The sequence below is a fragment of the Bradyrhizobium sp. 76 genome, assembly GCF_023073025.1.
Taxonomy (GTDB): domain Bacteria; phylum Pseudomonadota; class Alphaproteobacteria; order Rhizobiales; family Xanthobacteraceae; genus Bradyrhizobium.
Window position 1 is genome coordinate 376,288 of sequence record NZ_JADPIS010000015.1, and the last position, 20,024, is coordinate 396,311.

22 protein-coding genes are annotated in these 20,024 nt (G+C 64.6%); 15 read left to right on the forward strand and 7 right to left on the reverse strand.

Annotated elements, in window-relative coordinates; translation table 11 throughout:
• Positions 1 to 81 precede the first annotated feature (81 nt).
• Positions 82 to 1,326: an MFS transporter gene (locus tag IVB48_RS02700; protein ID WP_247397204.1), complete on the reverse strand. Its 1,245-nt coding sequence runs from the start codon at positions 1,324 to 1,326 to the stop codon at positions 82 to 84.
• 168 nt (positions 1,327 to 1,494) lie between these two features.
• On the opposite strand from IVB48_RS02700, the gene IVB48_RS02705 reads away from it, so the two are divergent.
• Positions 1,495 to 2,847 carry an Nramp family divalent metal transporter gene (locus tag IVB48_RS02705; protein WP_247289349.1) on the forward strand — a complete coding sequence of 451 codons (1,353 nt, stop codon included), beginning with the start codon at positions 1,495 to 1,497 and terminating at the stop codon, positions 2,845 to 2,847.
• On the opposite strand, the gene IVB48_RS02710 is transcribed toward IVB48_RS02705, so the two are convergent.
• The 4 genes from IVB48_RS02710 to hemB all read right to left on the reverse strand — a co-directional run bounded on the left by IVB48_RS02710 (position 2,848) and on the right by hemB (position 6,130).
• Positions 2,848 to 3,195, reverse strand: coding sequence for a hypothetical protein (locus tag IVB48_RS02710; RefSeq protein ID WP_247397206.1), 348 nt, complete (start codon positions 3,193 to 3,195; stop codon positions 2,848 to 2,850).
• A gap of 71 nt (positions 3,196 to 3,266) precedes the next feature.
• Positions 3,267 to 4,043 carry an arginyltransferase gene (locus IVB48_RS02715; RefSeq protein WP_018458387.1) on the reverse strand — a complete coding sequence of 259 codons (777 nt, stop codon included), beginning with the start codon at positions 4,041 to 4,043 and terminating at the stop codon, positions 3,267 to 3,269.
• A 163-nt stretch (positions 4,044 to 4,206) separates the two neighbouring features.
• Complete coding sequence (locus IVB48_RS02720) at positions 4,207 to 4,746, reverse strand: RDD family protein (RefSeq protein WP_007611123.1); 540 nt, start codon at positions 4,744 to 4,746, stop codon at positions 4,207 to 4,209.
• A 322-nt stretch (positions 4,747 to 5,068) separates the two neighbouring features.
• Positions 5,069 to 6,130 (reverse strand): porphobilinogen synthase, encoded by a 1,062-nt coding sequence (gene hemB / locus IVB48_RS02725; RefSeq protein WP_247289350.1) that lies wholly within the window; start codon positions 6,128 to 6,130, stop codon positions 5,069 to 5,071.
• Positions 6,131 to 6,252: 122 nt separating this feature from the next.
• Between hemB and IVB48_RS02730 the strand changes: the two genes are divergently transcribed.
• The 12 genes from IVB48_RS02730 to IVB48_RS02785 all read left to right on the forward strand — a co-directional run bounded on the left by IVB48_RS02730 (position 6,253) and on the right by IVB48_RS02785 (position 16,733).
• Positions 6,253 to 6,750, forward strand: coding sequence for a DUF6163 family protein (locus IVB48_RS02730; RefSeq protein ID WP_247397208.1), 498 nt, complete (start codon positions 6,253 to 6,255; stop codon positions 6,748 to 6,750).
• A 406-nt stretch (positions 6,751 to 7,156) separates the two neighbouring features.
• The gene (locus tag IVB48_RS02735; RefSeq protein ID WP_007603420.1) at positions 7,157 to 7,675 is read left to right on the forward strand and encodes a MarR family winged helix-turn-helix transcriptional regulator; all 519 of its coding nucleotides are present in this window, start codon (positions 7,157 to 7,159) and stop codon (positions 7,673 to 7,675) included.
• Between the two features lie 201 nt (positions 7,676 to 7,876).
• The gene (locus tag IVB48_RS02740; RefSeq protein WP_027567265.1) at positions 7,877 to 8,113 is read left to right on the forward strand and encodes a hypothetical protein; all 237 of its coding nucleotides are present in this window, start codon (positions 7,877 to 7,879) and stop codon (positions 8,111 to 8,113) included.
• Positions 8,114 to 8,150: 37 nt separating this feature from the next.
• Positions 8,151 to 8,372, forward strand: coding sequence for a hypothetical protein (locus IVB48_RS02745; protein ID WP_007603423.1), 222 nt, complete (start codon positions 8,151 to 8,153; stop codon positions 8,370 to 8,372).
• A 244-nt stretch (positions 8,373 to 8,616) separates the two neighbouring features.
• Complete coding sequence (gene glyA, locus IVB48_RS02750; protein ID WP_247397210.1) at positions 8,617 to 9,915, forward strand: serine hydroxymethyltransferase; 1,299 nt, start codon at positions 8,617 to 8,619, stop codon at positions 9,913 to 9,915.
• Between the two features lie 29 nt (positions 9,916 to 9,944).
• Complete coding sequence (nrdR, locus tag IVB48_RS02755) at positions 9,945 to 10,427, forward strand: transcriptional regulator NrdR (RefSeq protein WP_007603426.1); 483 nt, start codon at positions 9,945 to 9,947, stop codon at positions 10,425 to 10,427.
• The gene (ribD, locus tag IVB48_RS02760; RefSeq protein ID WP_247397212.1) at positions 10,424 to 11,572 is read left to right on the forward strand and encodes a bifunctional diaminohydroxyphosphoribosylaminopyrimidine deaminase/5-amino-6-(5-phosphoribosylamino)uracil reductase RibD; all 1,149 of its coding nucleotides are present in this window, start codon (positions 10,424 to 10,426) and stop codon (positions 11,570 to 11,572) included. The genes nrdR and ribD overlap by 4 nt, the downstream gene beginning before the upstream one ends.
• Complete coding sequence (locus tag IVB48_RS02765) at positions 11,572 to 12,195, forward strand: riboflavin synthase (protein WP_247397214.1); 624 nt, start codon at positions 11,572 to 11,574, stop codon at positions 12,193 to 12,195. Before ribD ends, IVB48_RS02765 begins: the two co-directional genes overlap by 1 nt.
• 72 nt (positions 12,196 to 12,267) lie before the next feature.
• Positions 12,268 to 12,759 carry a 6,7-dimethyl-8-ribityllumazine synthase gene (gene ribH / locus IVB48_RS02770; RefSeq protein ID WP_007611095.1) on the forward strand — a complete coding sequence of 164 codons (492 nt, stop codon included), beginning with the start codon at positions 12,268 to 12,270 and terminating at the stop codon, positions 12,757 to 12,759.
• Between the two features lie 2 nt (positions 12,760 to 12,761).
• Positions 12,762 to 13,259: a transcription antitermination factor NusB gene (gene nusB, locus IVB48_RS02775; RefSeq protein WP_027567260.1), complete on the forward strand. Its 498-nt coding sequence runs from the start codon at positions 12,762 to 12,764 to the stop codon at positions 13,257 to 13,259.
• 118 nt (positions 13,260 to 13,377) lie between these two features.
• Entirely contained in the window at positions 13,378 to 14,376 is a 999-nt protein-coding gene (gene thiL, locus IVB48_RS02780; protein WP_247397216.1) for a thiamine-phosphate kinase, read from the forward strand.
• 236 nt (positions 14,377 to 14,612) lie between these two features.
• Positions 14,613 to 16,733, forward strand: a complete 2,121-nt coding sequence (locus tag IVB48_RS02785) for a sodium-translocating pyrophosphatase (protein ID WP_027567258.1) — start codon at positions 14,613 to 14,615, stop codon at positions 16,731 to 16,733.
• 269 nt (positions 16,734 to 17,002) lie between these two features.
• Here IVB48_RS02785 and IVB48_RS02790 read toward each other — a convergent pair whose 3' ends face one another.
• Complete coding sequence (locus IVB48_RS02790) at positions 17,003 to 18,004, reverse strand: tripartite tricarboxylate transporter substrate binding protein (protein WP_027567257.1); 1,002 nt, start codon at positions 18,002 to 18,004, stop codon at positions 17,003 to 17,005.
• An 86-nt stretch (positions 18,005 to 18,090) separates the two neighbouring features.
• Complete coding sequence (locus tag IVB48_RS02795; protein ID WP_027567256.1) at positions 18,091 to 18,576, reverse strand: outer membrane protein assembly factor BamE; 486 nt, start codon at positions 18,574 to 18,576, stop codon at positions 18,091 to 18,093.
• A gap of 98 nt (positions 18,577 to 18,674) precedes the next feature.
• Here IVB48_RS02795 and IVB48_RS02800 point away from each other — a divergent pair, with 98 nt between their 5' ends.
• Both IVB48_RS02800 and IVB48_RS02805 read left to right on the forward strand, forming a co-directional pair.
• Positions 18,675 to 19,226, forward strand: a complete 552-nt coding sequence (locus tag IVB48_RS02800; RefSeq protein ID WP_247397217.1) for a ubiquinol-cytochrome C chaperone family protein — start codon at positions 18,675 to 18,677, stop codon at positions 19,224 to 19,226.
• Positions 19,223 to 19,786 carry a DUF177 domain-containing protein gene (locus tag IVB48_RS02805; RefSeq protein WP_247397220.1) on the forward strand — a complete coding sequence of 188 codons (564 nt, stop codon included), beginning with the start codon at positions 19,223 to 19,225 and terminating at the stop codon, positions 19,784 to 19,786. Before IVB48_RS02800 ends, IVB48_RS02805 begins: the two co-directional genes overlap by 4 nt.
• Positions 19,787 to 20,024: the final 238 nt, after the last annotated feature.

The following is a 20,024-nucleotide window of genomic DNA, read 5'->3' on the forward strand; positions in this document are numbered from 1 at the left end:
GAGCTCTTGCGACGAAGCAATCCAGACTGTCTCCGCGGACGGATTCTGGATTGCTTCGCTTCGCTCGCAATGACGGTGCAGCTAACACCGCGCCGCCACCTCATCGCCCACCATGTCCGGCTGCCGGTCCAGCGCCACGGCGGGCGAGAGCCAGATCACCAGCGCCTGCACGCCGAATACGGCGGCGGCGAGATAGAGGCACGCTTCCGCGCTCCAGAGGCCGCCGACGACCGCACCCAGCGCCGAGCCGACCGGGCGGGCGCCGTAGCTCATGATGTTGATGGCGGAGACGCGGCCGAGCAGGCGCGGCGGCGTTACCGATTGACGCAACGTCGTGGTCGAGATCACCCACAGGATCGGCCCGACGCCGAGCAGGAAGAAGCTCAAGGCCGCAAGCCAGGGCGAGGGGACCAGCACCGTCAGCGCCATCACCACCGCCGCGACGAAGCCGGTGACGGGGCCGAGGCCGACGACCGTGCCGAACGCGATGCGCTTCATCACGCGCGTGGCGAACAGCGCGCCGATCACCATGCCGACACCGTACATCGTCAGCACGGTGCCGATGCCGGCAGCGGTCAGGCCGAGGTGACGTACGGCGTAGGGCACGAACACCGCGATCTGCAGAAACCATCCGGTGTTGAAGATGAACTGGGTGATGAACACCGGCCGGAGCAGCGGATGATGAAATACGAAGGCCGCGCCCTCGCGGATGTCCTGGAACGGATGCCGCCGTGGGGCCGGCGTGCGGTCGGGCTCGTAGATGCCGGAGAGCAGCACGACGGCGATCGCGGACAGCGCGGCCGCAAAGCCGAAGGCCGGGCTCGCGCCCCACCACCCGACCAGCACGCCGCCGAGCGCAGGGCCGCTGGCGAAGGCGATGGTGCGTGCGAGCTCAATCCGCGCATTGGCTGCCGGCAACAGGTCCGAACTCACCAGGGAGGGCACCAGCGCCGGCGCGGCCACGCTGTAGACGACGGTGCCGCACACGGCGGCAAAGCCGAGCAGCGCCAGCAGCGGCACATTGAGCGCGCCGAGTGCCAGCAGCAGCACGATCGCTGCAAGGGCCGCGGCCCGCAGCGCCTCGGCGCCCGCCATCAGCGAACGGCGGGAGATGCGGTCGGCCAGCAGGCCGGCCGGTATCGCGAACAGGACGAAGGGCAGGGTCAGCGCGGTCTGGAGCAGGCCGGTCTGGCCCTCGGCGACGCCGAGCGTCAGCACCGCGACGATGGGGGCCGCGGCCAGCGCGATCTGTTCGGCCGACTGTGCCGCCAGGTTCGACCAGGCGAGGCGGTTGAATGTCTCGGGGAGGCGCGGGGGATTTGACATGGCTCATTTCCTGCAAAGTCGGGTTGGCGCCAGTATCCGCCTCTGATGACGGCCAAACCCACCCGCTTCCCGACAGGGGCGACACATAGCGACCGCCACCGGAACGCACCCGCCTAGATGCAGTTGCAAATGAGTTGCAATAAGGCTCGACTTCGGTATTCTCGCCGCATGGATGCTCGCTCTCCCGATCTGACCCGAGATGCCGCCGGCTGGCGCAATGACGCGCCTGCGACCAAGAGCCTGGCCGAGGTGAATGCCTCGGTCGCCCTCCCCATCGCGGGGGTGTGGTGGCGGCGCCTGCTCGCCTTTGTCGGCCCGGGCTATCTGGTGTCGGTCGGCTACATGGACCCCGGCAATTGGGCGACCGACCTCGCCGGTGGATCGAAGTTCGGCTACACGCTGCTCTCGGTCATCCTGCTCTCGAATTTGATGGCGATCCTGCTGCAATCACTGGCGGCACGGCTCGGCATCGTCACCGACCGCGACCTCGCGCAGGCCTGCCGCGGGACCTATTCGCCGGCCGTGAATTTTCTGCTCTGGCTTGCCTGCGAGGCGGCGATCATCGCCTGCGATCTCGCCGAGGTCATCGGCACGGCGATCGCCCTGAAGCTGCTGTTCGGCATTCCCCTGATCGGCGGCGCGCTGATCGCCGCACTGGATGCCTTCTTGCTGCTCATCCTGATGAACCGTGGCTTCCGTTTCCTCGAAGCTTTCGTCATCGCACTGCTCGTTGTGATCGCGGTCTGCTTCACGGTCCAGCTTGCCGCGGCCGCACCACCGGTGGCCGAGATGCTGAGGGGATTTGTGCCGAAGACCGAGATCTTCACCAACCCGGAGATGCTCTACATCGCGATCGGCATCATCGGCGCCACCGTGATGCCGCATAATCTCTATCTGCATTCCTCGATCGTGCAGACGCGCGCCTATGAGCGCAACGACGAAGGCCGGCGCGAGGCGATCAAATGGGCGACGACGGATTCCACCATCGCCCTGATGCTGGCGCTGTTCATCAACGCCGCGATCCTCGTCGTCGCCGCGGCAACGTTCCACAAGAGCGGCCATTCGGATGTCGCCGAGATCGGCCAGGCGTTCGAGCTGCTGTCGCCGCTGCTCGGGCTCGGCATCGCCTCGACGCTGTTCGCGGTGGCGCTGCTCGCCTCGGGCCTGAATTCAACGGTGACGGCGACGCTTGCCGGCCAAATCGTGATGGAAGGCTTTCTCGATTTGCGCCTGCCGAGCTGGGCGCGCCGGTTGCTGACGCGCGGCATCGCGATCATTCCCGTGATCGTCGTCACCGCGATCTATGGCGAACGCGGCACGGCTGATCTGCTGGTATTCAGCCAGGTCGTGTTGTCGATGCAGCTGCCTTTCGCCGTGATCCCGCTGGTGCGGTTCGTCTCGGACCGCCGCAAGATGGGCAAGTTCGTAATCCCGGCGTGGGTCGCGGCGATCGCTTGGATCGTTGCCGGCATCATCGTGGTTTTGAACCTGAAGCTGCTCGCGGATACGCTGTTCGGGTGATCAATCAGGGCCGTGACGGCGTTTCGGCTTGTATGGGCTGAGCGGATTGACGTCGAGGTCGACCTCTTTCACGCATTGCTGACTTTCGCGATGACTCGAGCCGGCGTGCCACTTGCCTGAACGAAGCTCGACCTTCCTCATCTCGGCGATCTTTAGGCACTTCCAGTCGCCTGCGCGAGGAAGTCCTTTGCTGGAGCCGCCAGAGAATTGGAAGGCAAGTGTGTATTCCTCGCCGTTCGTATGGCCAAGCAACGCGGGACAAATGGCACGCGGGTGACCCTGATACGAGCAGTGCACCTGAAGTCGTTCGATAATGGCCTGTGCGATTAGATCGTAAGTCCGGGACAAGGATGCCTCCGTAGTCTCTTCTGCTTACGGCCCTTGCATATTGGTCGCCCGCAGGCGAACGGGTATGCCGATCAATCCTGCGGCTCGGACGTCGCATCGCCTTGCGCGTCAATGCGCAGCCAGCCTGACGGCGCGAGGCGCTGCTGGGGCAGGAAGCGGGCCTTGTAGTCCATCTTCTTGGAGCCCTCGATCCAGTAGCCGAGATAGACGTAAGGCAATCCCTGCCGGCGCGCCCGAGCGATGTGGTCGAGGATCATGAAGGTGCCCATCGAGCGGCTGACTTCGCCCGGCTCGAAGAACGAATAGACCATCGACAGGCCGTCGCTGAGCACGTCGGTCAGCGCGACCGCAATCAGCTCTTCGCCCCGGCCGGTGATGCCGCTGTCGGGACCGCGCTTGCGGTACTCGATGATACGGGTCTCGACGTGGCTGTCCTCGACCATCATGGCGTAGTCGAGCACGGTCATGTCGGCCATGCCGCCATGGCGGTGACGGGAATCGAGATAGGCGCGGAACACCGAATATTGCTCGGATGTCGGCACCGCGCTGCGCTGCTCGCCGATGATGTCGGCGTTGCGCGCGATCACCTTGCGGAAGTTGCGGGAGGGGCGGAACTCGTTGGCGATCACCCGGACCGAGACGCAGGCGCGACACTGGTCGCAGGCGGGACGGTAGGCGATCGACTGGCTGCGACGGAAGCCGCCGTGGGTCAGGAGGTCGTTGAGGTCACCGGCGCGCTCACCTACGAGGTGCGTAAACACCTTGCGCTCGTGCCGGCCCGGCAGATAGGGGCAGGGGGAGGGCGCCGTGAGGTAAAATTGTGGGGTGTCGCGCGAGTGCTGGGTCAAGGGACGTCGTGGGCCTCCAAAATGTGCATCAGCATCGCGCCACGAAAGCCCCCGGTCAATCGGTCTACTCGGCAGGTCAGATCGGACAGCATAGCGGGTCCAGGTTGATAGGTTCTTGATCCAGGTTGGTTGATCAGTAGGTCCTTGATCGAAAGGTCGCTGATCAGTAGGTCCTGGCGCCTTGAGGCACCGGCGCACGAACGGAATTGTTGATCACGACCGTTCCCAACACGAAATCCTGCAGCAAGCGCCTGCGGCCGTTGAAGAGGCCGACCAGGACGACGAAAGGCGACAGGAACGAGACGGTCACCCAGAACAGCACGGCGTGGGTGGCCCCGAGCACGAAATAGCCGGGCGCGCCGTACCAGGTGCGCAATTCAAGATCCATCACGCGCATGCCGATGGTCGCGGACGACGGACCGCCGATGCAGGCGCCGTAATAGACGATGGCCCAGATCACGGAGGCCGGCCAAGCCAGCCAGAAAAGCGCCCAGCCGATGCCGAGCGTGACCACGCCGAACACCGCAATGAAGAGGTAGCCGAGGATCACCGGCACCGAGATCACGACCATGTCGATCAGGAAGGCGAACACCCGCCGCGTCGCAACGCCGCGGAACAGTTCCGGGTGCAGATAGGGATCGTAGGCGTGCGGCTGCGCCCCACCGTCATTGCGCCAGGCATTGCCCGAGTCCGAATACGACATAACCGTTCTCCCGAGGGAAACTCCCGTGGCAGGACTCCCGTGGCAGGACATGGGAACAGGCCGTCCGCGTGCCAAGGGCGCCGGGATTAACAAGCCGAAATATTCCGGCGATTCGGGGGCGGCGGAAGTCGTGGTGGCACGCCCTCGGTGTCGTCCTGGCGAAAGCCAGGAGCCATTACCCCAAGGAGATGTTTGGCGAAGATTGATCGTCGGTACTGCGACCGATCGGAATCGAGAGATCACGCGGTGTGGGTCCTGGCTTTCGCCAGGACGACGATGAAGAGACACATGTGCCCGGCCTTCGCCGGGACGACCTTGGGGTCTACCCCTGTGCCCGCAGCTTCTCCGCCGCCTTCGGTGCGAAATAACTCAGCACACCGTCGGCGCCGGCGCGCTTGAAGGCGAGCAGGCTCTCCATCATGGCGCGGTCGCCGTCGAGCCAGCCGTTGTTGGCGGCGGCCGCGATCATCGCGTATTCGCCGGACACCTGGTAGGCGAAGGTCGGCATTGCGAACGTGTCCTTCACGCGGCGGACGACGTCGAGATAGGGCATGCCGGGCTTGACCATCACCATGTCGGCGCCCTCGGCGATGTCGAGCTCGACCTCGCGCAGCGCCTCGTCGGTGTTGGCGCTGTCCATCTGATAGGTGCGTTTGTCGCCAGTGAGCGTCTTGGCCGAGCCGATGGCGTCGCGGAACGGGCCGTAGAAGGCGGAGGCGTATTTTGCGGCATAGGCCATGATCTGCACGTCAAGCAGCCCGGTGCGATCCAGGCCCTCGCGGATCGCGGCGACGCGGCCGTCCATCATGTCGGAGGGCGCGATGATGTCGCAGCCGGCTTCGGCCTGCACCAGCGCCTGACGCACCAGCACGGCGACCGTCTCGTCGTTCAGGATCTTGCCGTCGGAGATCAGGCCGTCATGGCCGTGACTGGTGAAGGGATCGAGCGCGACGTCGCAGAGAATGCCGATCTCCGGAAACTCCTTCTTGATCGCGCGCACCGCCTGGCAGACCAGATTGTTCGGGTTGGTGGCTTCCGAGCCCTCCTCGTCGCGCAGGGACGGGTCGGTGTAGGGAAACAGCGCGAGACAGGGAATGGTGAGCTTCATCGCGCGTTCGGCGTCGCGCACGGCCTGGTCGACGCTGAGACGCTCGACGCCCGGCATCGAGGCGATCTGCTCGCGCTTGTTGTTGCCGTCGATCAGAAACAGCGGCCAGATCAGATCGTCCGTCGTGAGCACGTTCTCGCGCACCATGCGCCGTGCCCATTCGGCCTTGCGGTTGCGGCGCGGGCGCACGGTCAGATCGAGGGCAGGGGAGGCCCCAGTGCCATCCCGGCGCGAGACTTCGCGCAATTCGATCGGACGCCCGTATTTGATCGCCATCACTCTTCCTCCGGCTGGAATTATTCTTATACCAGCTCGCACGGTTCCCGTCACCGCGGGTTGACCTGTCGCAAAAGATGGCAGCCGATTGATTTTGCGGGGCAAAGCAGCCAGAAGGGGGCATGTCCGAGATCTCCACCCGCGATGTGGCCCGCGACAGTGCCAGGGACGCCGTCCGAGACAATGCCAGAGACAGCGCAATGTTGGTGGCGGCGATCTCGTCGGAGCGAGCTGAGTCCGACGACAATGTCTGGACGCGCCGGCTCGTGCTGTTCCTGCGGGTGATGGCGCTGCTCTCGATCCTCAAGGGCCTCTACCATTGGGCGCAGGTGACGGGCTTCGTCGGCGGTGAGGACGAGGCGTTCGAGAACCAGTCGATGGCCTGGCAGGCCTCGACCATCTACTTCGCCGTGATCGAACTCGTTGCCGCGGTCGGGCTGTGGCTGGCGACGCCCTGGGGCGCCGTGGTGTGGCTGACGACCGTGGTGTCGATGGCGGTGATCGAACTGATGTTCCCGGGCATCTACGGCGGCAGCCTGATTGTGGTCGGGGTCGAAGCCTTCATGCTGGCGGCCTATCTCGCACTCGCCTGGATGGCCGCCCGCGAACGGCCACCATAGCAAACTCTCGTGTCCCGGCTCTGCGCTCCGCTTCGCTGTGCTGGTCCGGGACAGGAGAATGTCGCGCTTGGTTGACGGTTGGTTGCGTAAAATTCGACGTAAGTTTTCGCTAACCAGCGTGTTCCGCCACAGCTCTTACGCGGCCGTTTCGAAACGGGGCGGGGCTGTTCTGGAATGCGACAATCGGGGCGGACGGAGGGTGAACAGGACCTTGCGAGAGTCAACAGAGAGTTGCGAAAAGTGCTTGTGGCACAGGCTTAATCCGCAATTCACTGTCTTAAATTCATGATCTCTTTATTCTCTTATTTAAGCCGATCTTCAAACGAGCCCCTTAAGTTGCACCTATCAGACGGGACACAAGTTTCGTCGAATGAGTGTCGATAAAAACGACAACAGGGGAAGTGTCATGATGAAAGCCGTCGCAACTGCGGCAGATACCGCAGAGCGCGTCTCCGGCCAGCAGGGTTCGGTGCAGACGCTCTATCTGGAAGCCTTGACTCTGGTGGAGCGGCTGCATCGCCGGCTGCTCGACGTGATCAAGGACGAGTTTGATCGCCGCGGCCGTGCGGACATCAACTCGGTGCAGGCGCTGCTGCTCTACAACATCGGCGACAAGGAGCTGACCGCGGGCGAACTGCGCACGCGCGGTTATTATCTCGGCTCCAACGTCTCCTACAATCTGAAGAAGCTCGTCGAGCTCGGCTTCCTCGATCATCAGCGCTCGCGCGTCGATCGCCGCTCGGTGCGCATCCGCCTGACGCCGCAGGGCCAGGAAGTCCGCCGCATCGTCGACTCGCTCTACCAGAAGCACGTCAAGACGGTGGAGCAGGTCGGTGGCATCTCGGGCGAGGAGTTCTCGACCCTCAACAAGTCGCTGCACCGCCTCGAACGGTTCTGGACCGACCAGATCCTGTATCGTCTCTGAGTTCTTTTCGACGGGACAAGGCCAGGCCGGCCCACAACAAGACCGGCAAGCCTCCCAACGTGCCTGAGCTTCCCCAAGCGCGCCGGCCCGGCTGTGTCCGGACCGGTGCGTTTTTCAATTTCGCGGTTGCGAAAAAAATCCCCGATTCCATGGAACGAGTTCCCGGTTCGGCACTTATCTCCTCCGGATCGGAGGCTGACGATGCTGGTCGAGCGTGGCGTGGGGGTGATGAACGTGGAACTCGTGAGCGAGGCCTATGCCATCGCCGCCAACTATCTTCGCCGCTCCGGCGCGATCCGCGACACCCTCGTCACCGACGAAAGCCTGCTCGAGATCGTCATCAAGCTGCTCCAGCACGGCGAATTCAACAAGATCAGGCTGGCCAACAAGGCCATCGTCAGCTTCGAGGCGCAGTCCGAGGCCAAAGCGGTTGCCTGATCTCAACCCCCAAACGCGGCAAGAACCAGAGGGTGCCATGGAAGCTGCCATCGACCGGATCATGCATACCTACGATTTGCTCGCCAACCGCACGTCTGCGGCGAGCGCGGAGGCGCGGGAAAAGGTGACTAACTACCTCAATACGTTGATGGAAGCCGGCGAGAAGGACACCCACAGGTTGACGGTTTGCGGCCTCACCTATCTGCGGCAGCTCGACGGCAGCGTGGATCCCGTGAAGGCGGGGTATACCGGGCTGTAGAGGCTGGCTCGCACCCGCGCGGCCTTTCAAGCCCAAAGCAGGCCTTTCAGGACACGGACGACCGGATACCGCCCCGTGGTCCAAATCCTCCAATCCCACCATATCTTGCATAAATCACCGGTCCGACCCGCAACTACTTGGCCTGTTGCGGGCGATGTGGTAGATCGCGCTCGCCGCTTCCGATCGCCACACCAGACCCGCCCGTAGCCCGCCAAAAGGCTGCGGCGGTGGAGATATTCGCAAGATGACCTTCGCCAAAACCGCCTCCGCGCCCGATTCGTTTTTCACCGCCTCGCTCGAGCAGGCTGACCCGGAAATCGCAGCCGCCATCAAGGGCGAGCTCGGCCGCCAGCGTCACGAGGTCGAGCTGATCGCCTCCGAGAACATCGTCAGCCGTGCCGTGCTGGAAGCGCAGGGTTCGGTGATGACCAACAAATATGCGGAAGGCTATCCGGGCGCGCGCTACTACGGCGGTTGTGAGTGGGTCGACGTCGCCGAGAACCTCGCGATCGATCGCGCCAAGAAGCTGTTCGGCGCCAACTTCGCCAACGTGCAGCCGAACTCCGGCAGCCAGATGAACCAGGCGGTGTTTCTGGCGCTGCTTCAGCCCGGCGACACCTTCATGGGCCTCGATCTTGCGGCCGGCGGCCATCTCACCCACGGCTCCCCCGTCAACATGAGCGGCAAGTGGTTCAAGGCCGCGCACTACACCGTGCGCCGCGAGGACCAGATCATCGACATGGACGCGGTCGCCAAGCAGGCCGAGGAGGTCAAGCCGAAGCTGATCGTGGCCGGCGGCTCGGCTTATTCGCGCGCCTGGGACTTCAAGCGCTTCCGCGAGATCGCGGACAGCGTCGGCGCGTATCTCCTGGTCGACATGGCGCACTTCGCCGGTCTCGTCGCCGGCGGCGTGCATGCCTCGCCGGTGCCGCATGCTCACATCACCACCACCACGACCCACAAATCGCTGCGCGGTCCGCGCGGCGGCCTGATGCTGTGGAATGACGAGGCGCTGACCAAGAAATTCAACTCGGCGATCTTCCCGGGCCTGCAGGGCGGCCCCCTGATGCATGTGATCGCGGCGAAGGCAGTCGCCTTTGCCGAGGCACTGCGGCCGGACTTCAAGGTCTATGCCAAGAACGTCGTCGAGAACGCCAAGGCGCTGGCCGAGGCGATGAAGGGCCACGGGTTCGATATTGTCTCCGGTGGCACCGATAACCATCTGATGCTGGTTGACCTCCGGCCGAAGGGCCTGAAGGGCAACGCCTCGGAGAAGGCGCTGGTTCGCGCTGCCATCACCTGCAACAAGAACGGTATTCCTTTCGACCCCGAGTCGCCGTTTGTCACCTCCGGTATTCGGCTGGGCACGCCTGCGGCATCCACCCGCGGCTTCGGAGTCGCTGAATTCCAGCAGGTCGCCGGTATGATCGCCGAAGTCCTCAACGCGATCGCGCAGTCCTCCGACGGCAAGGCGCCGCTGGTGGAAGCCGCGATCAAGGAGCGGGTCAAGGCGCTCACCGACCGTTTCCCGATCTATCAGTAAGGTCCAAGAAAACCGGTCAAGGTCAACGGATGCGCTGCCCGAACTGCAACAGTCTCGATACGCAGGTGAAGGACTCGCGTCCGACCGAGGACTCTTCCGTGATCCGCAGGCGACGCGTGTGCGTCGCCTGCAATTTCCGCTTCACCACCTTCGAGCGCGTGCAGCTGCGCGAGCTCACGGTGATCAAGCGCAACGGCCGCCGCGTGCCGTTCGACCGCGACAAGCTGATGCGCTCGGTGTCGATCAGCTTGCGCAAGCGGCAGGTCGAGCCGGAGCGGGTGGAGAAGATGGTCTCCACCATCGTGCGCGAGCTCGAGACCGGGGGCGAGGCTGAAATCTCCTCCGAAGTGATCGGCGAGACCGTGATGGAGCATCTGCGCACGCTCGACGATGTTGCCTATGTCCGCTTCGCCTCGGTCTACCGCAATTTCCGCGAGGCCAAGGATTTCGCCGACGTGCTCGGCGAGCTCTCCGGTGAGGAGGAAGCGCGGCTCGCCGCGATCCGCAAATGATCTTCCGCATCCTGGAGGATCAATTCGCGCAGAAGGCGCGCGAGTCCAGGGATGCCGACCGGCGCTTCATGGAGCTTGCGCTGGCGCTCGGCAGGCGCGGGCAGGGACGTACCTTGCCCAATCCCGCCGTCGGTGCCGTCATCGTCAAGGATGGCGTGATCGTCGGCCGCGGCTGGACCCAACCAGGCGGACGACCGCATGGCGAGCCTGAAGCGCTGCGGCGCGCAGGCGAGGCCGCGCGCGGCGCCACGCTCTACGTCACGCTGGAGCCGTGCTCGCATTTCGGCAAATCGCCACCGTGCGCCGACGCCGTGATTGCCGCCGGCATCAAGCGTGTGGTGGCCGCGATCGAAGATCCCAATCCGGAAGTCGCCGGTCAGGGTCATGCGCGCCTGCGCGCCGCCGGCATCGTGGTGGATGTGGGTCTGTGCGCGCGCGAAGCCGCCTTCGACCACGCCGGGCATTTCCGCCGCATCAGGGATCATCGCCCGCATGTGATCCTGAAGCTCGCGGTCTCGCCCGACGGCAAGATCGGCGCGGCCGGGGGCAAGCCGGTCGCGATTACCGGCGAGGCGGTGCGCGACCGGGTGCATCTCCTGCGCGCCTCGAGCGACGCCCTCCTGGTCGGCATCGGCACGGTGCTGGCGGACGATCCGCAGCTCGACTGCCGCTTGCCGGGCATGGCGGCGCGCTCGCCGGTGCGCGTGGTGCTCGATCAGAGCCTGCGCATTCCCGGCGCGAGCAGGCTCGTAGGCTCCGCGCGCGAGATTCCGCTGTGGGTGATGGGTTCTGAGCTCGCGGAGGCCGCGGCCGCCACGCGGCTCGGTGCTGCCGGCGCGCAGGTGATCCGCGTGCCGCCCGGCAACGCCTCGGGACTCGATCTTGCGGCAGTGCTGCATGCATTGGCCGGGAAGGGCATCACGCGGCTGATGGTCGAGGGCGGCAGCCGCGTTGCGGCGTCCTTCATCGCCGCTGACCTCGTTGACGAAATATGTCTGTTCCGCGGCGCGGATGCGGTGGGCGCTGACGGGGTGGATGCGCTCGCTGCATTGCCCCTGTCGAAAATCACGCAGTCGCAGGCCTATAAGGTTCATGCTAGCGAGACCTTCGACAAGGATACTCTCACCATCTACGAGCGCGCGTAATGTTCACCGGCATTGTCACCGATATCGGCGAGATCGTCGGCTTCACGCCGACAGCGCGGGGCCAGTTGCACCGGCTGCGCATCGCCTGCCGCTACGACCAGACCACCATTGCGGACGGCGCCTCGATCGCCTGCAATGGCGTCTGCCTGACGGTGGTTGCTTCTGGTGTCGAAGGCGGCAAGGACTCTGCTCAGAGGACCTGGTTCGACGTCGATGCCGCGGCCGAGACGCTGGCGCTAACGACCGCCAAGCACTGGAGGGTCGGCACCAGGCTCAATCTCGAGCGTGCGCTCAAGATCGGCGACGAGCTTGGCGGGCATATCGTCGCCGGCCATGCCGATGGCATCGCGACCCTCGTCGGCCGCGAGGACCTGCCCGAGATGGCGCGATTCGAGCTCTCCACGACGCGGGAGCTGGCGCGGTTCATCGCGACCAAGGGCTCGATCACGCTCGACGGCGTCTCGCTGACGGTTAATACGGTGAAGGACGTGACCTTTTCCGTGCTGATCATCCCGCACACCCTGACGGTCACGACGATCGGCGGCTGGAAAGCGGGGGATGAGGTCAATATCGAGGTTGATCTGATGGCCCGCTACGCGGCGCGGCTGACGGAAATGAAGTGACGGCGTCTTTGAACTTGGCTTACCCGCTGGTGGCGACTACATAGCGCCAACCCCTGTGGAACGGATTTGACGATGGCAGACGCGCGGCGCGCACCCCTGAAGGACCAGACCGACATTTCCGGCGCACGCGCGCTGATTGTCGAGGCACGGTTCTATGATGATCTCCAGGACGCGATGCTCGAAGGCGCGGTGGCCGAGCTGAAGGCGGCCGGTCTGACCCACGACGTCATCACGGTTCCCGGCGCACTGGAGATTCCTGCGGCGATCGCCATCGCGGTTGATGCCGCGGCCGCCAATGGCAAGCCCTACGACGCCGCGATCGCGCTCGGCTGCGTGATCCGTGGCGACACCATCCATTTCGAGATCGTTTCGCAGGAATCCTCCCGCGCACTGATGGACTTGGCGGTGGCGCGCAAGCTGCCGCTCGGCAACGGCATCCTCACCGTCAACACCGAGGCGCAGGCCTGGGCGCGGGCGCGTGCCAGCGAGTTGAACAAGGGCGGCGATGCCGCGCGGGCCGCGATTGCGATGCTGCGCATAAAGCGCCGGCTGGCGCGGGCTTGATCATGGCTGACAACAGCAAGAAGCCGCCGGCTGGCACGGAGAAGAAAGCGAACCGGCGCGGTGCGGCGCGGCTCGCAGCCGTGCAGGCGCTGTACCAGATGGATATCGGTGGTGCCGGCATCAACGACATTTTTGCGGAGTTCGAGAGCCACTGGCTCGGCAACGAGGTCGAGGGCGATACATATCTCCCGGCGGAAGCGGCGTTCTTCCGCGACGTCGTTTCCGGCGTCGTGCGCGACCAGAAGAAGCTCGATCCGCTGATCGACGAGGCGCTGTCGAAGGGCTGGCCGTTGAAGCGCATCGAAGCGATCCTGCGCGCGGTGCTGCGGGCAGGGGCCTACGAATTGGAACATCGCAAGGACGTGCCGGGCCGCGTCGTCGTGTCCGAATATGTCGACGTCGCCAACGCCTTCGTCGATCGCGAGGAGACCGGCATGGTCAACGCTGTGCTCGACCAGATCGGCCGCCAGTTTCGCGGTGACGAGTTCGGGCGGGGGTAGCCATGGGATCGTCATTGCGAGGAGCGTAGCGAGAAGCAATCCAGACTGTATCTCCGGAGGCAGTCTGGATTGCTTCGCTTGGCTCGCAATGACGGCGGGGAGATTACGGATCGAGCTAATGACCAGCCCGCACAATCCCTCCGCCGAAGACTCCCTCATTGCGCGCTATTTCAAGCCGCTGGCGACTGATCCCGGCGCGCTCGGGCTGGTGGACGATGCCGCCATCCTGCAGGCACTCGGCAGCGACATCGTCGTCACCACCGACGCGGTGGTCGAGGGTGTGCATTATCTTGCCAGCGATCCGCCCGATACCATCGCGCGCAAGGCGCTGCGGGTGAACCTGTCCGATCTCGCTGCCAAGGGCGCCGTGCCGGCCGGCTTCGTGCTGACACTGGCGCTGCGCAGCAGGGAAGACGCCTGGCTCAGGCCGTTTGCGGACGCGCTCGGCGAGGATGCGAAAACCTTCGCTTGTCCACTGCTCGGCGGCGATACGGTGTCGACGCCGGGGCCGCAGATGATCTCGATCACCGCCTTTGGCCGCGTGCCGCAGGGGCGGATGGTCGGCCGCGCCGGCGCCCAGCCGGGCGACCGTATTCTGGTGACGGGGACGATCGGCGACGCCGCGCTTGGCCTCGATGTGCTGAAGGGCGGCGCGGTGGCGAATGCGCTGGCCTCCGATCCGCACGCGCGCGAGACGCTGATCTCGCGCTATCGCGTGCCGCAGCCGCGCAATGCTCTCGCGCACGGCGTGCGTGACCATGCAACGGCTGCGATGGATGTCTCCGACGGGCTTGCAGGAGACCTGACCAAGCTCTGTGCGGCGTCAGGCGTCTCGGCCACGATCGAGGTGACCAGCGTGCCGCTCTCGGCCGCTGCCGCCGGCCTGATCGCAGGCAAGGTCGTTTCCGTTGAGACGCTGCTGGCCGGGGGGGACGATTACGAGGTGCTGTGCACCGTTCCGCCGGCGCAAGGCGACGCACTGATTGCCTTGGGGCGGGCGGCCGGCCTTGCCGTCACGGCCATCGGCACGATCGTCGCGGGCCATGAGCGGCCGCGCTTCCTGGACGGGCAGGGCCAGGAGCTGGTCTTGAAGCGACTGTCCTACAGCCACTTCTAGGAATTGCGCCAAACCGGCGTCCGGGCTGCCAAGACCGGCTAAATACCTGCCGAGATCGGCTTTTCGGGCTTATCTGGCGTTGCACCCTCAATTTGATTTTGGCAAGGTCGTGACCGACTAGGGCCGCGCCTTCGGGCAAGGAGCGGCCTTGTTCAAAATCAAGGCGCCGCACCGCACGACGGAAAAACAAAAGGCGCCGGGGGTACGTTCATCAAGGATCTGAGGCAAAAAATCACATGACAGCATTATGGTTGATTGTGCTCTGCGGAGTGCTTTCCGTCGTCTACGCGATCTGGGCGACGTCTTCGGTTTTGAGTGCGGATGCGGGGTCTCCGCGCATGCAGGAAATCGCGGCTGCGGTGGCCGAGGGCGCGCAGGCCTATCTCAAGCGACAGTACATGACGATCGGCATGGTTGGCGTCGTGATTTTCGCCCTGCTGGCCTACTTCCTCGGCATGCTGGTTGCGATCGGCTTCCTGATCGGTGCGGTGTTGTCGGGCGCGGCGGGCTTCATCGGTATGAACGTCTCGGTTCGCGCCAATGTGCGCACCGCGCAGGCGGCGACGACATCGCTTGCCGGCGGCCTCGAGCTCGCCTTCAAGGCGGGCGCCATCACCGGCATGCTAGTCGCGGGTCTCGCACTGCTCGGCGTTACCATCTATTTCGCCTATCTCACGCACGGCATGGGGCTGAAGGCCAACGACCGTGTCGTCGTCGATGCGCTGGTGGCGCTCGGCTTCGGCGCCTCGCTGATCTCGATCTTCGCCCGTCTCGGCGGCGGCATCTTCACCAAGGGTGCTGACGTCGGCGGCGATCTCGTCGGAAAGGTCGAGGCCGGCATTCCTGAGGACGATCCGCGCAACCCGGCGACCATCGCCGACAACGTCGGTGACAATGTCGGTGACTGCGCCGGCATGGCGGCCGACCTGTTTGAGACCTATGCGGTGACTGCGGTCGCCACCATGGTGCTCGCCGCGATCTTCTTCGCGACCTCGCCGCTGCTGGTGAACATGATGACCCTGCCGCTCGCCATTGGCGGCGTCTGCATCATCACCTCGATCATCGGCACCTTCTTCGTCAAGCTCGGCGCCAGCCAGTCGATCATGGGTGCGCTCTACAAGGGCCTGATCGCGACCGGCGTGCTGTCGATCGTGGGCGTTGCCGGCGTCATCTACTGGCTGATCGGTTTCGGCCCGCTGGAAGGCGTGAAGTATACCGGCATGGCGCTGTTCGAGTGCGGCGTCGTCGGCCTCGTCGTTACCGGGCTGATCATCGTGATCACCGAATACTATACCGGCACCGATTATCGCCCGGTCAAGTCGATCGCGGCGTCGTCGGTTACCGGTCACGGCACCAACGTGATCCAGGGCCTGGCGATCTCGATGGAATCCACCGCTGGTCCGGCGCTGGTGATCATCGCCGGCATTCTCGTCACTTACAGCCTTGCCGGCTTGTTCGGCATTGCGATTGCGACCGCCACCATGCTGGCGCTGGCTGGCATGGTCGTGGCGCTCGACGCTTTCGGCCCGGTCACCGACAATGCCGGCGGCATAGCCGAAATGGCCGGTCTTCCGAAGGAAGTCCGCAAGTCCACCGACGCGCTCGACGCGGTCGGCAACACCACCAAGGCGGTCACCAAGGGCTATGCGATCGGCTCCGCCGGTCTCGGCGCCCTGGTGCTGTTCGCGGCTTACAATGAAGACCTCAAATTCTTCATCGCCAACGCCGCGAAGTATCCGTACTTCCAGGGCGTACTGCCCGACTTCTCGCTCAACAATCCTTACGTCGTCGTCGGCCTCTTGTTCGGCGGCCTGCTGCCGTATCTGTTCGGCGCGATGGGCATGACCGCCGTGGGCCGTGCGGCCAGCGCGATCGTCGAGGAAGTGCGGCGCCAGTTCCGCGAGAAGCCCGGCATCATGCAGGGCACGGACAAGCCGGACTACGGCAGGGCCGTCGACCTGCTGACCAAGGCGGCGATCAAAGAAATGATCATTCCGTCGCTGCTGCCGGTGCTGTCGCCGATCTTCGTCTATTTCGTGATCTACGCGATCGCAGGTGGCGGTGCCGTCGGCAAGTCGGCCGCGTTCTCCGCCGTCGGCGCCATGCTGCTCGGCGTGATTGTGACGGGCCTTTTCGTCGCAATCTCCATGACCTCGGGCGGCGGTGCCTGGGACAACGCCAAGAAGTACATCGAGGACGGCCATTACGGCGGCAAGGGCAGTGATGCCCACAAGGCGGCCGTGACCGGTGACACCGTCGGCGATCCCTACAAGGACACGGCAGGTCCCGCGGTGAACCCGATGATCAAGATCACGAACATCGTGGCGCTGCTGCTGCTGGCGATCCTCGCGCACTGAACCAGAGGCAGCTTTCCTGCGACAAACCCGCGGTGCAAACCGCGGGTTTTGTTATCCGCTTTGCGGGAGCGTCGCCATGAAGTTCGAGACGACCAGATGTATCCGGTGCGGCTGCGACATGTTGGCGGCCGACAGTGTTTGTCCAACTTGCGGCAAGACGCAAAGGGGCTCCGGGCAATCCGGGCCTCGCACAATGTTGGCAGTCGCGCTGGCGGCGGCCGTCCTCTTAGCATTCAACTGGTTCAAATCCCCAGCGCCACAAGCGGGGCCTACTGCACGTCCATCTGCAGCCCTTCCTTCTGGATGATGCCGGCGAACTTCTTGGTCTCGGCGTCCACGAAGGCGGCAAACTGGTCGGGCGTGCCGTAGTCGGCGCGGGCGCCCATGGCCACGATGTTCTTCTTGATGTCGTCGCGCTCGAGCATCGCCTTCACTTGAAGGTTGAGCGCTTCGACAACGGCGGGCTGCACACCCTTCGGCAGGAACACCGAGAACCACGACGAGACGTCGAAAGCCGCAAGCTCCGGCGCGCTCTCGCGCATGGTCGGCAGGTTCGGCGCAAGGTCGCTACGCTCGGTCGTGGTGACGCAGAGGCCGGTCAGGGTGCCGTTCTGCACCTGCGGCAGGCTCGGATAGAGATTGTCGAACAGGATCTGGATGTCGCCGGCGAGCGCCGCCTGGAGCGCGGGACCGGCGCCGCGGAACGGGATGTGCGTCATCTTCAGGCCGGTGAGCTGCAGGAACCAGGCGCCGGTGAGGTGAGGGCTCTGGCCGACGCCGGAGGAGGCGTAGCTGAGTTTGTCCGGATTGGCCTTGAGATAGGCGACCAGCTCGGCGATCGACTTGATGCCGGTCTTGGGATGAGCCGAGACGATGTTCGGGATCCGGATCATGTTGGAGACCGGCTGGAGCTGGTCCGGCTTGTAGGTGAGATTCTTGAAGATGCTGTAGGCGATCGCGTTCGGGCCGGGATTGCCGATCAGGATGGTGTGGCCGTCCGGCTTGGCGCGGACCACCTCGGCCGTGCCGATCGTGCCGCCGCCGCCGGAGCGATTTTCCACCACGGCCGATTGGCCCCAGGCGGTTTGCAGGTGCGCGGCCAGAAGCCGCCCCATCACGTCGGTCGAACCGCCGGCGGCAGCCGGCACGACGAGGCGGACGTTCTCGGTGGGCTTCCAGTCCGCCAGGCTCGATCGCGGCAGGATCGCTGCGGCCGAGAGGGCGGCAGCACCGGTGAGCACGCGACGGCGGGACAACAATTGTTTGGGCACGAATCCACTCCCTGCATCTTGTTTTGCATGGAGCGTATGGAACAGGACGCGCAACGGCAAGCCGCACGAAGCCGCAGGCTGAAGGCTCAGTTAAAGCTGAGCAGCTTGAAGATCGGCGTGAGGTAGCTCATCTCCTGGCCCGACGTCGGCGTGGTGCGGCTGATGAAGTCGAAGATCTTGCCGTCCTGCAGGCCGTAATTCGCAAGCCGGCGCACGCGCCGGTTCTTGTCGAAATAGACCGCGATGACGCGCTGATCGACCACCTTCTGATTCATGAAGGCGACCATGCGCTCCGAGCGCTGCGAGATGTAATAGAACACCTCGCCGTCGAGGGTTGCGACGGTGGAGGGGGTGCCCATCACGATCAGCACCTGGTCCTGGCTCGCGCCAATCGGGATCTGCTCCAGCGCGTTGGGCGGCAGGATGTAACCCTTCTGGAACTGCTCGCCGGTGCAGCCCGCAAGCGCAGCCCCAACCAGGGCCGCGGCCGCGAACAGGCGCAAGCCGCGCCAACGTGCTTGAAGGCCGCGCCGCTTGTCTGCACGCAGGCTGGTCTGGTTCGTTATCGTCATAGCGGAACTGATTCCGTCCCCTTGCGTCGCGCGAGGCGCTGAAGTACCGGGCGGAGGCTCTGAATGCAACACGCGCGCGCCCGCTTGCGGAAACCACAATGCTTTGGCCGTTCAATCACTTCAGGAAACCCCGCCTAGCCTCGCCGGGCACCATTGAAGCCATCTATGGCATGATCGTGACGCAGGCGCGAGAACCCATATTTTACCGAGACTTGGGCGTGCCGGATACCGTTAACGGGCGTTTCGATCTGTTGCTGCTGCACCTCTGGCTGCTGCTGCGCCGTCTGCGCACGGTTCAGGGCGCCACCGAGCTGTCGCAGGCGCTGTTCGACCGCTTCTGCGAGGATATGGACGACAATCTGCGCGAGATGGGGATAGGCGACCAGACCGTGCCGAAGCGGATGCGGGCCTTCGGCGAGGCGTTTTACGGCCGGGTCCAGGCCTACGATCAGGCCATGGAAAGCGGCGGCGAGGCGCTGGCGTCGGCGATCTGCAAGAATATCTTGAATGGGGCCGGCATGGACCAGGCGCAGCGGCTCGCGGCCTATGCCAGGGCTGCCGAGGCCGACCTCGCCCGGACCGGCGAGGCCGCATTGTTGGCCGCGTCTTTCAAGTTTCCCCCAGCGCTCCCTGAGGATGTCACGCCATGAGCCGACCGATTACCGCATCCGGGCCCGATCCCTGGCAGGTGCCCGTCATCGTTGCACAGATCCCGGACACCGGCCTGCATCGCAAGCTCGAGGCCTCGGCCGCCGAGCGGCAGGCCATGGCTGAGACGGCAGGCTTGCGCGAGGTTGTTTCGGTCCGGGCGGATTTCGATGTCGTGCCGAAAAGCGGCAACCAGATCCAGGTCACGGGGCACGTCCGCGCCCGGATCGGCCAGACCTGTGTGGTCACGCTTGACCCGATGGAGAGCGAGATCGACGAGGAGGTGGACCTGATATTTGCCCCCGAGGCCGAAGTCCGCCGCCTGGCCGAGCTGATGGAGGAGGTGCACGACGATCGGGAGCAGGTCGCCGACCCCCCGGAGGCGATCGTCAATGGCATCATCGACCTCGGCCGGCTCGCCACCGACGCCCTATTCCTGGCGGTGGATCCCTATCCGCGGAAGCCGGGGGTGGTGTTTGAGCCCGAGGTCACCGCCCCCGATCCGGCGGATCATCCCTTTGCGGTGCTGAAGGCGCTCCAGGACAAGAAGAAAGACCAATAGGCGCCGTCTTTCCCAGAGGACCGCTTTGCTACGGGGTGCGAGGTGTTTGCGATCGTGGTTTGAAAGGTCGAATTATCTGTTTGATTTTGATGTACTTCTTGTGAATTAGGCCGTCTGCGGCCGGATCGTCCCGAATGCAAAAGGCTGGGGGCAAGAGGTTGTTTCGGGATAACAAAACGCTATTGTCGCGCCCCGGTCCGGGTGCAGCGTGGCGCTTGACCGACCGCCATGTTCGTGG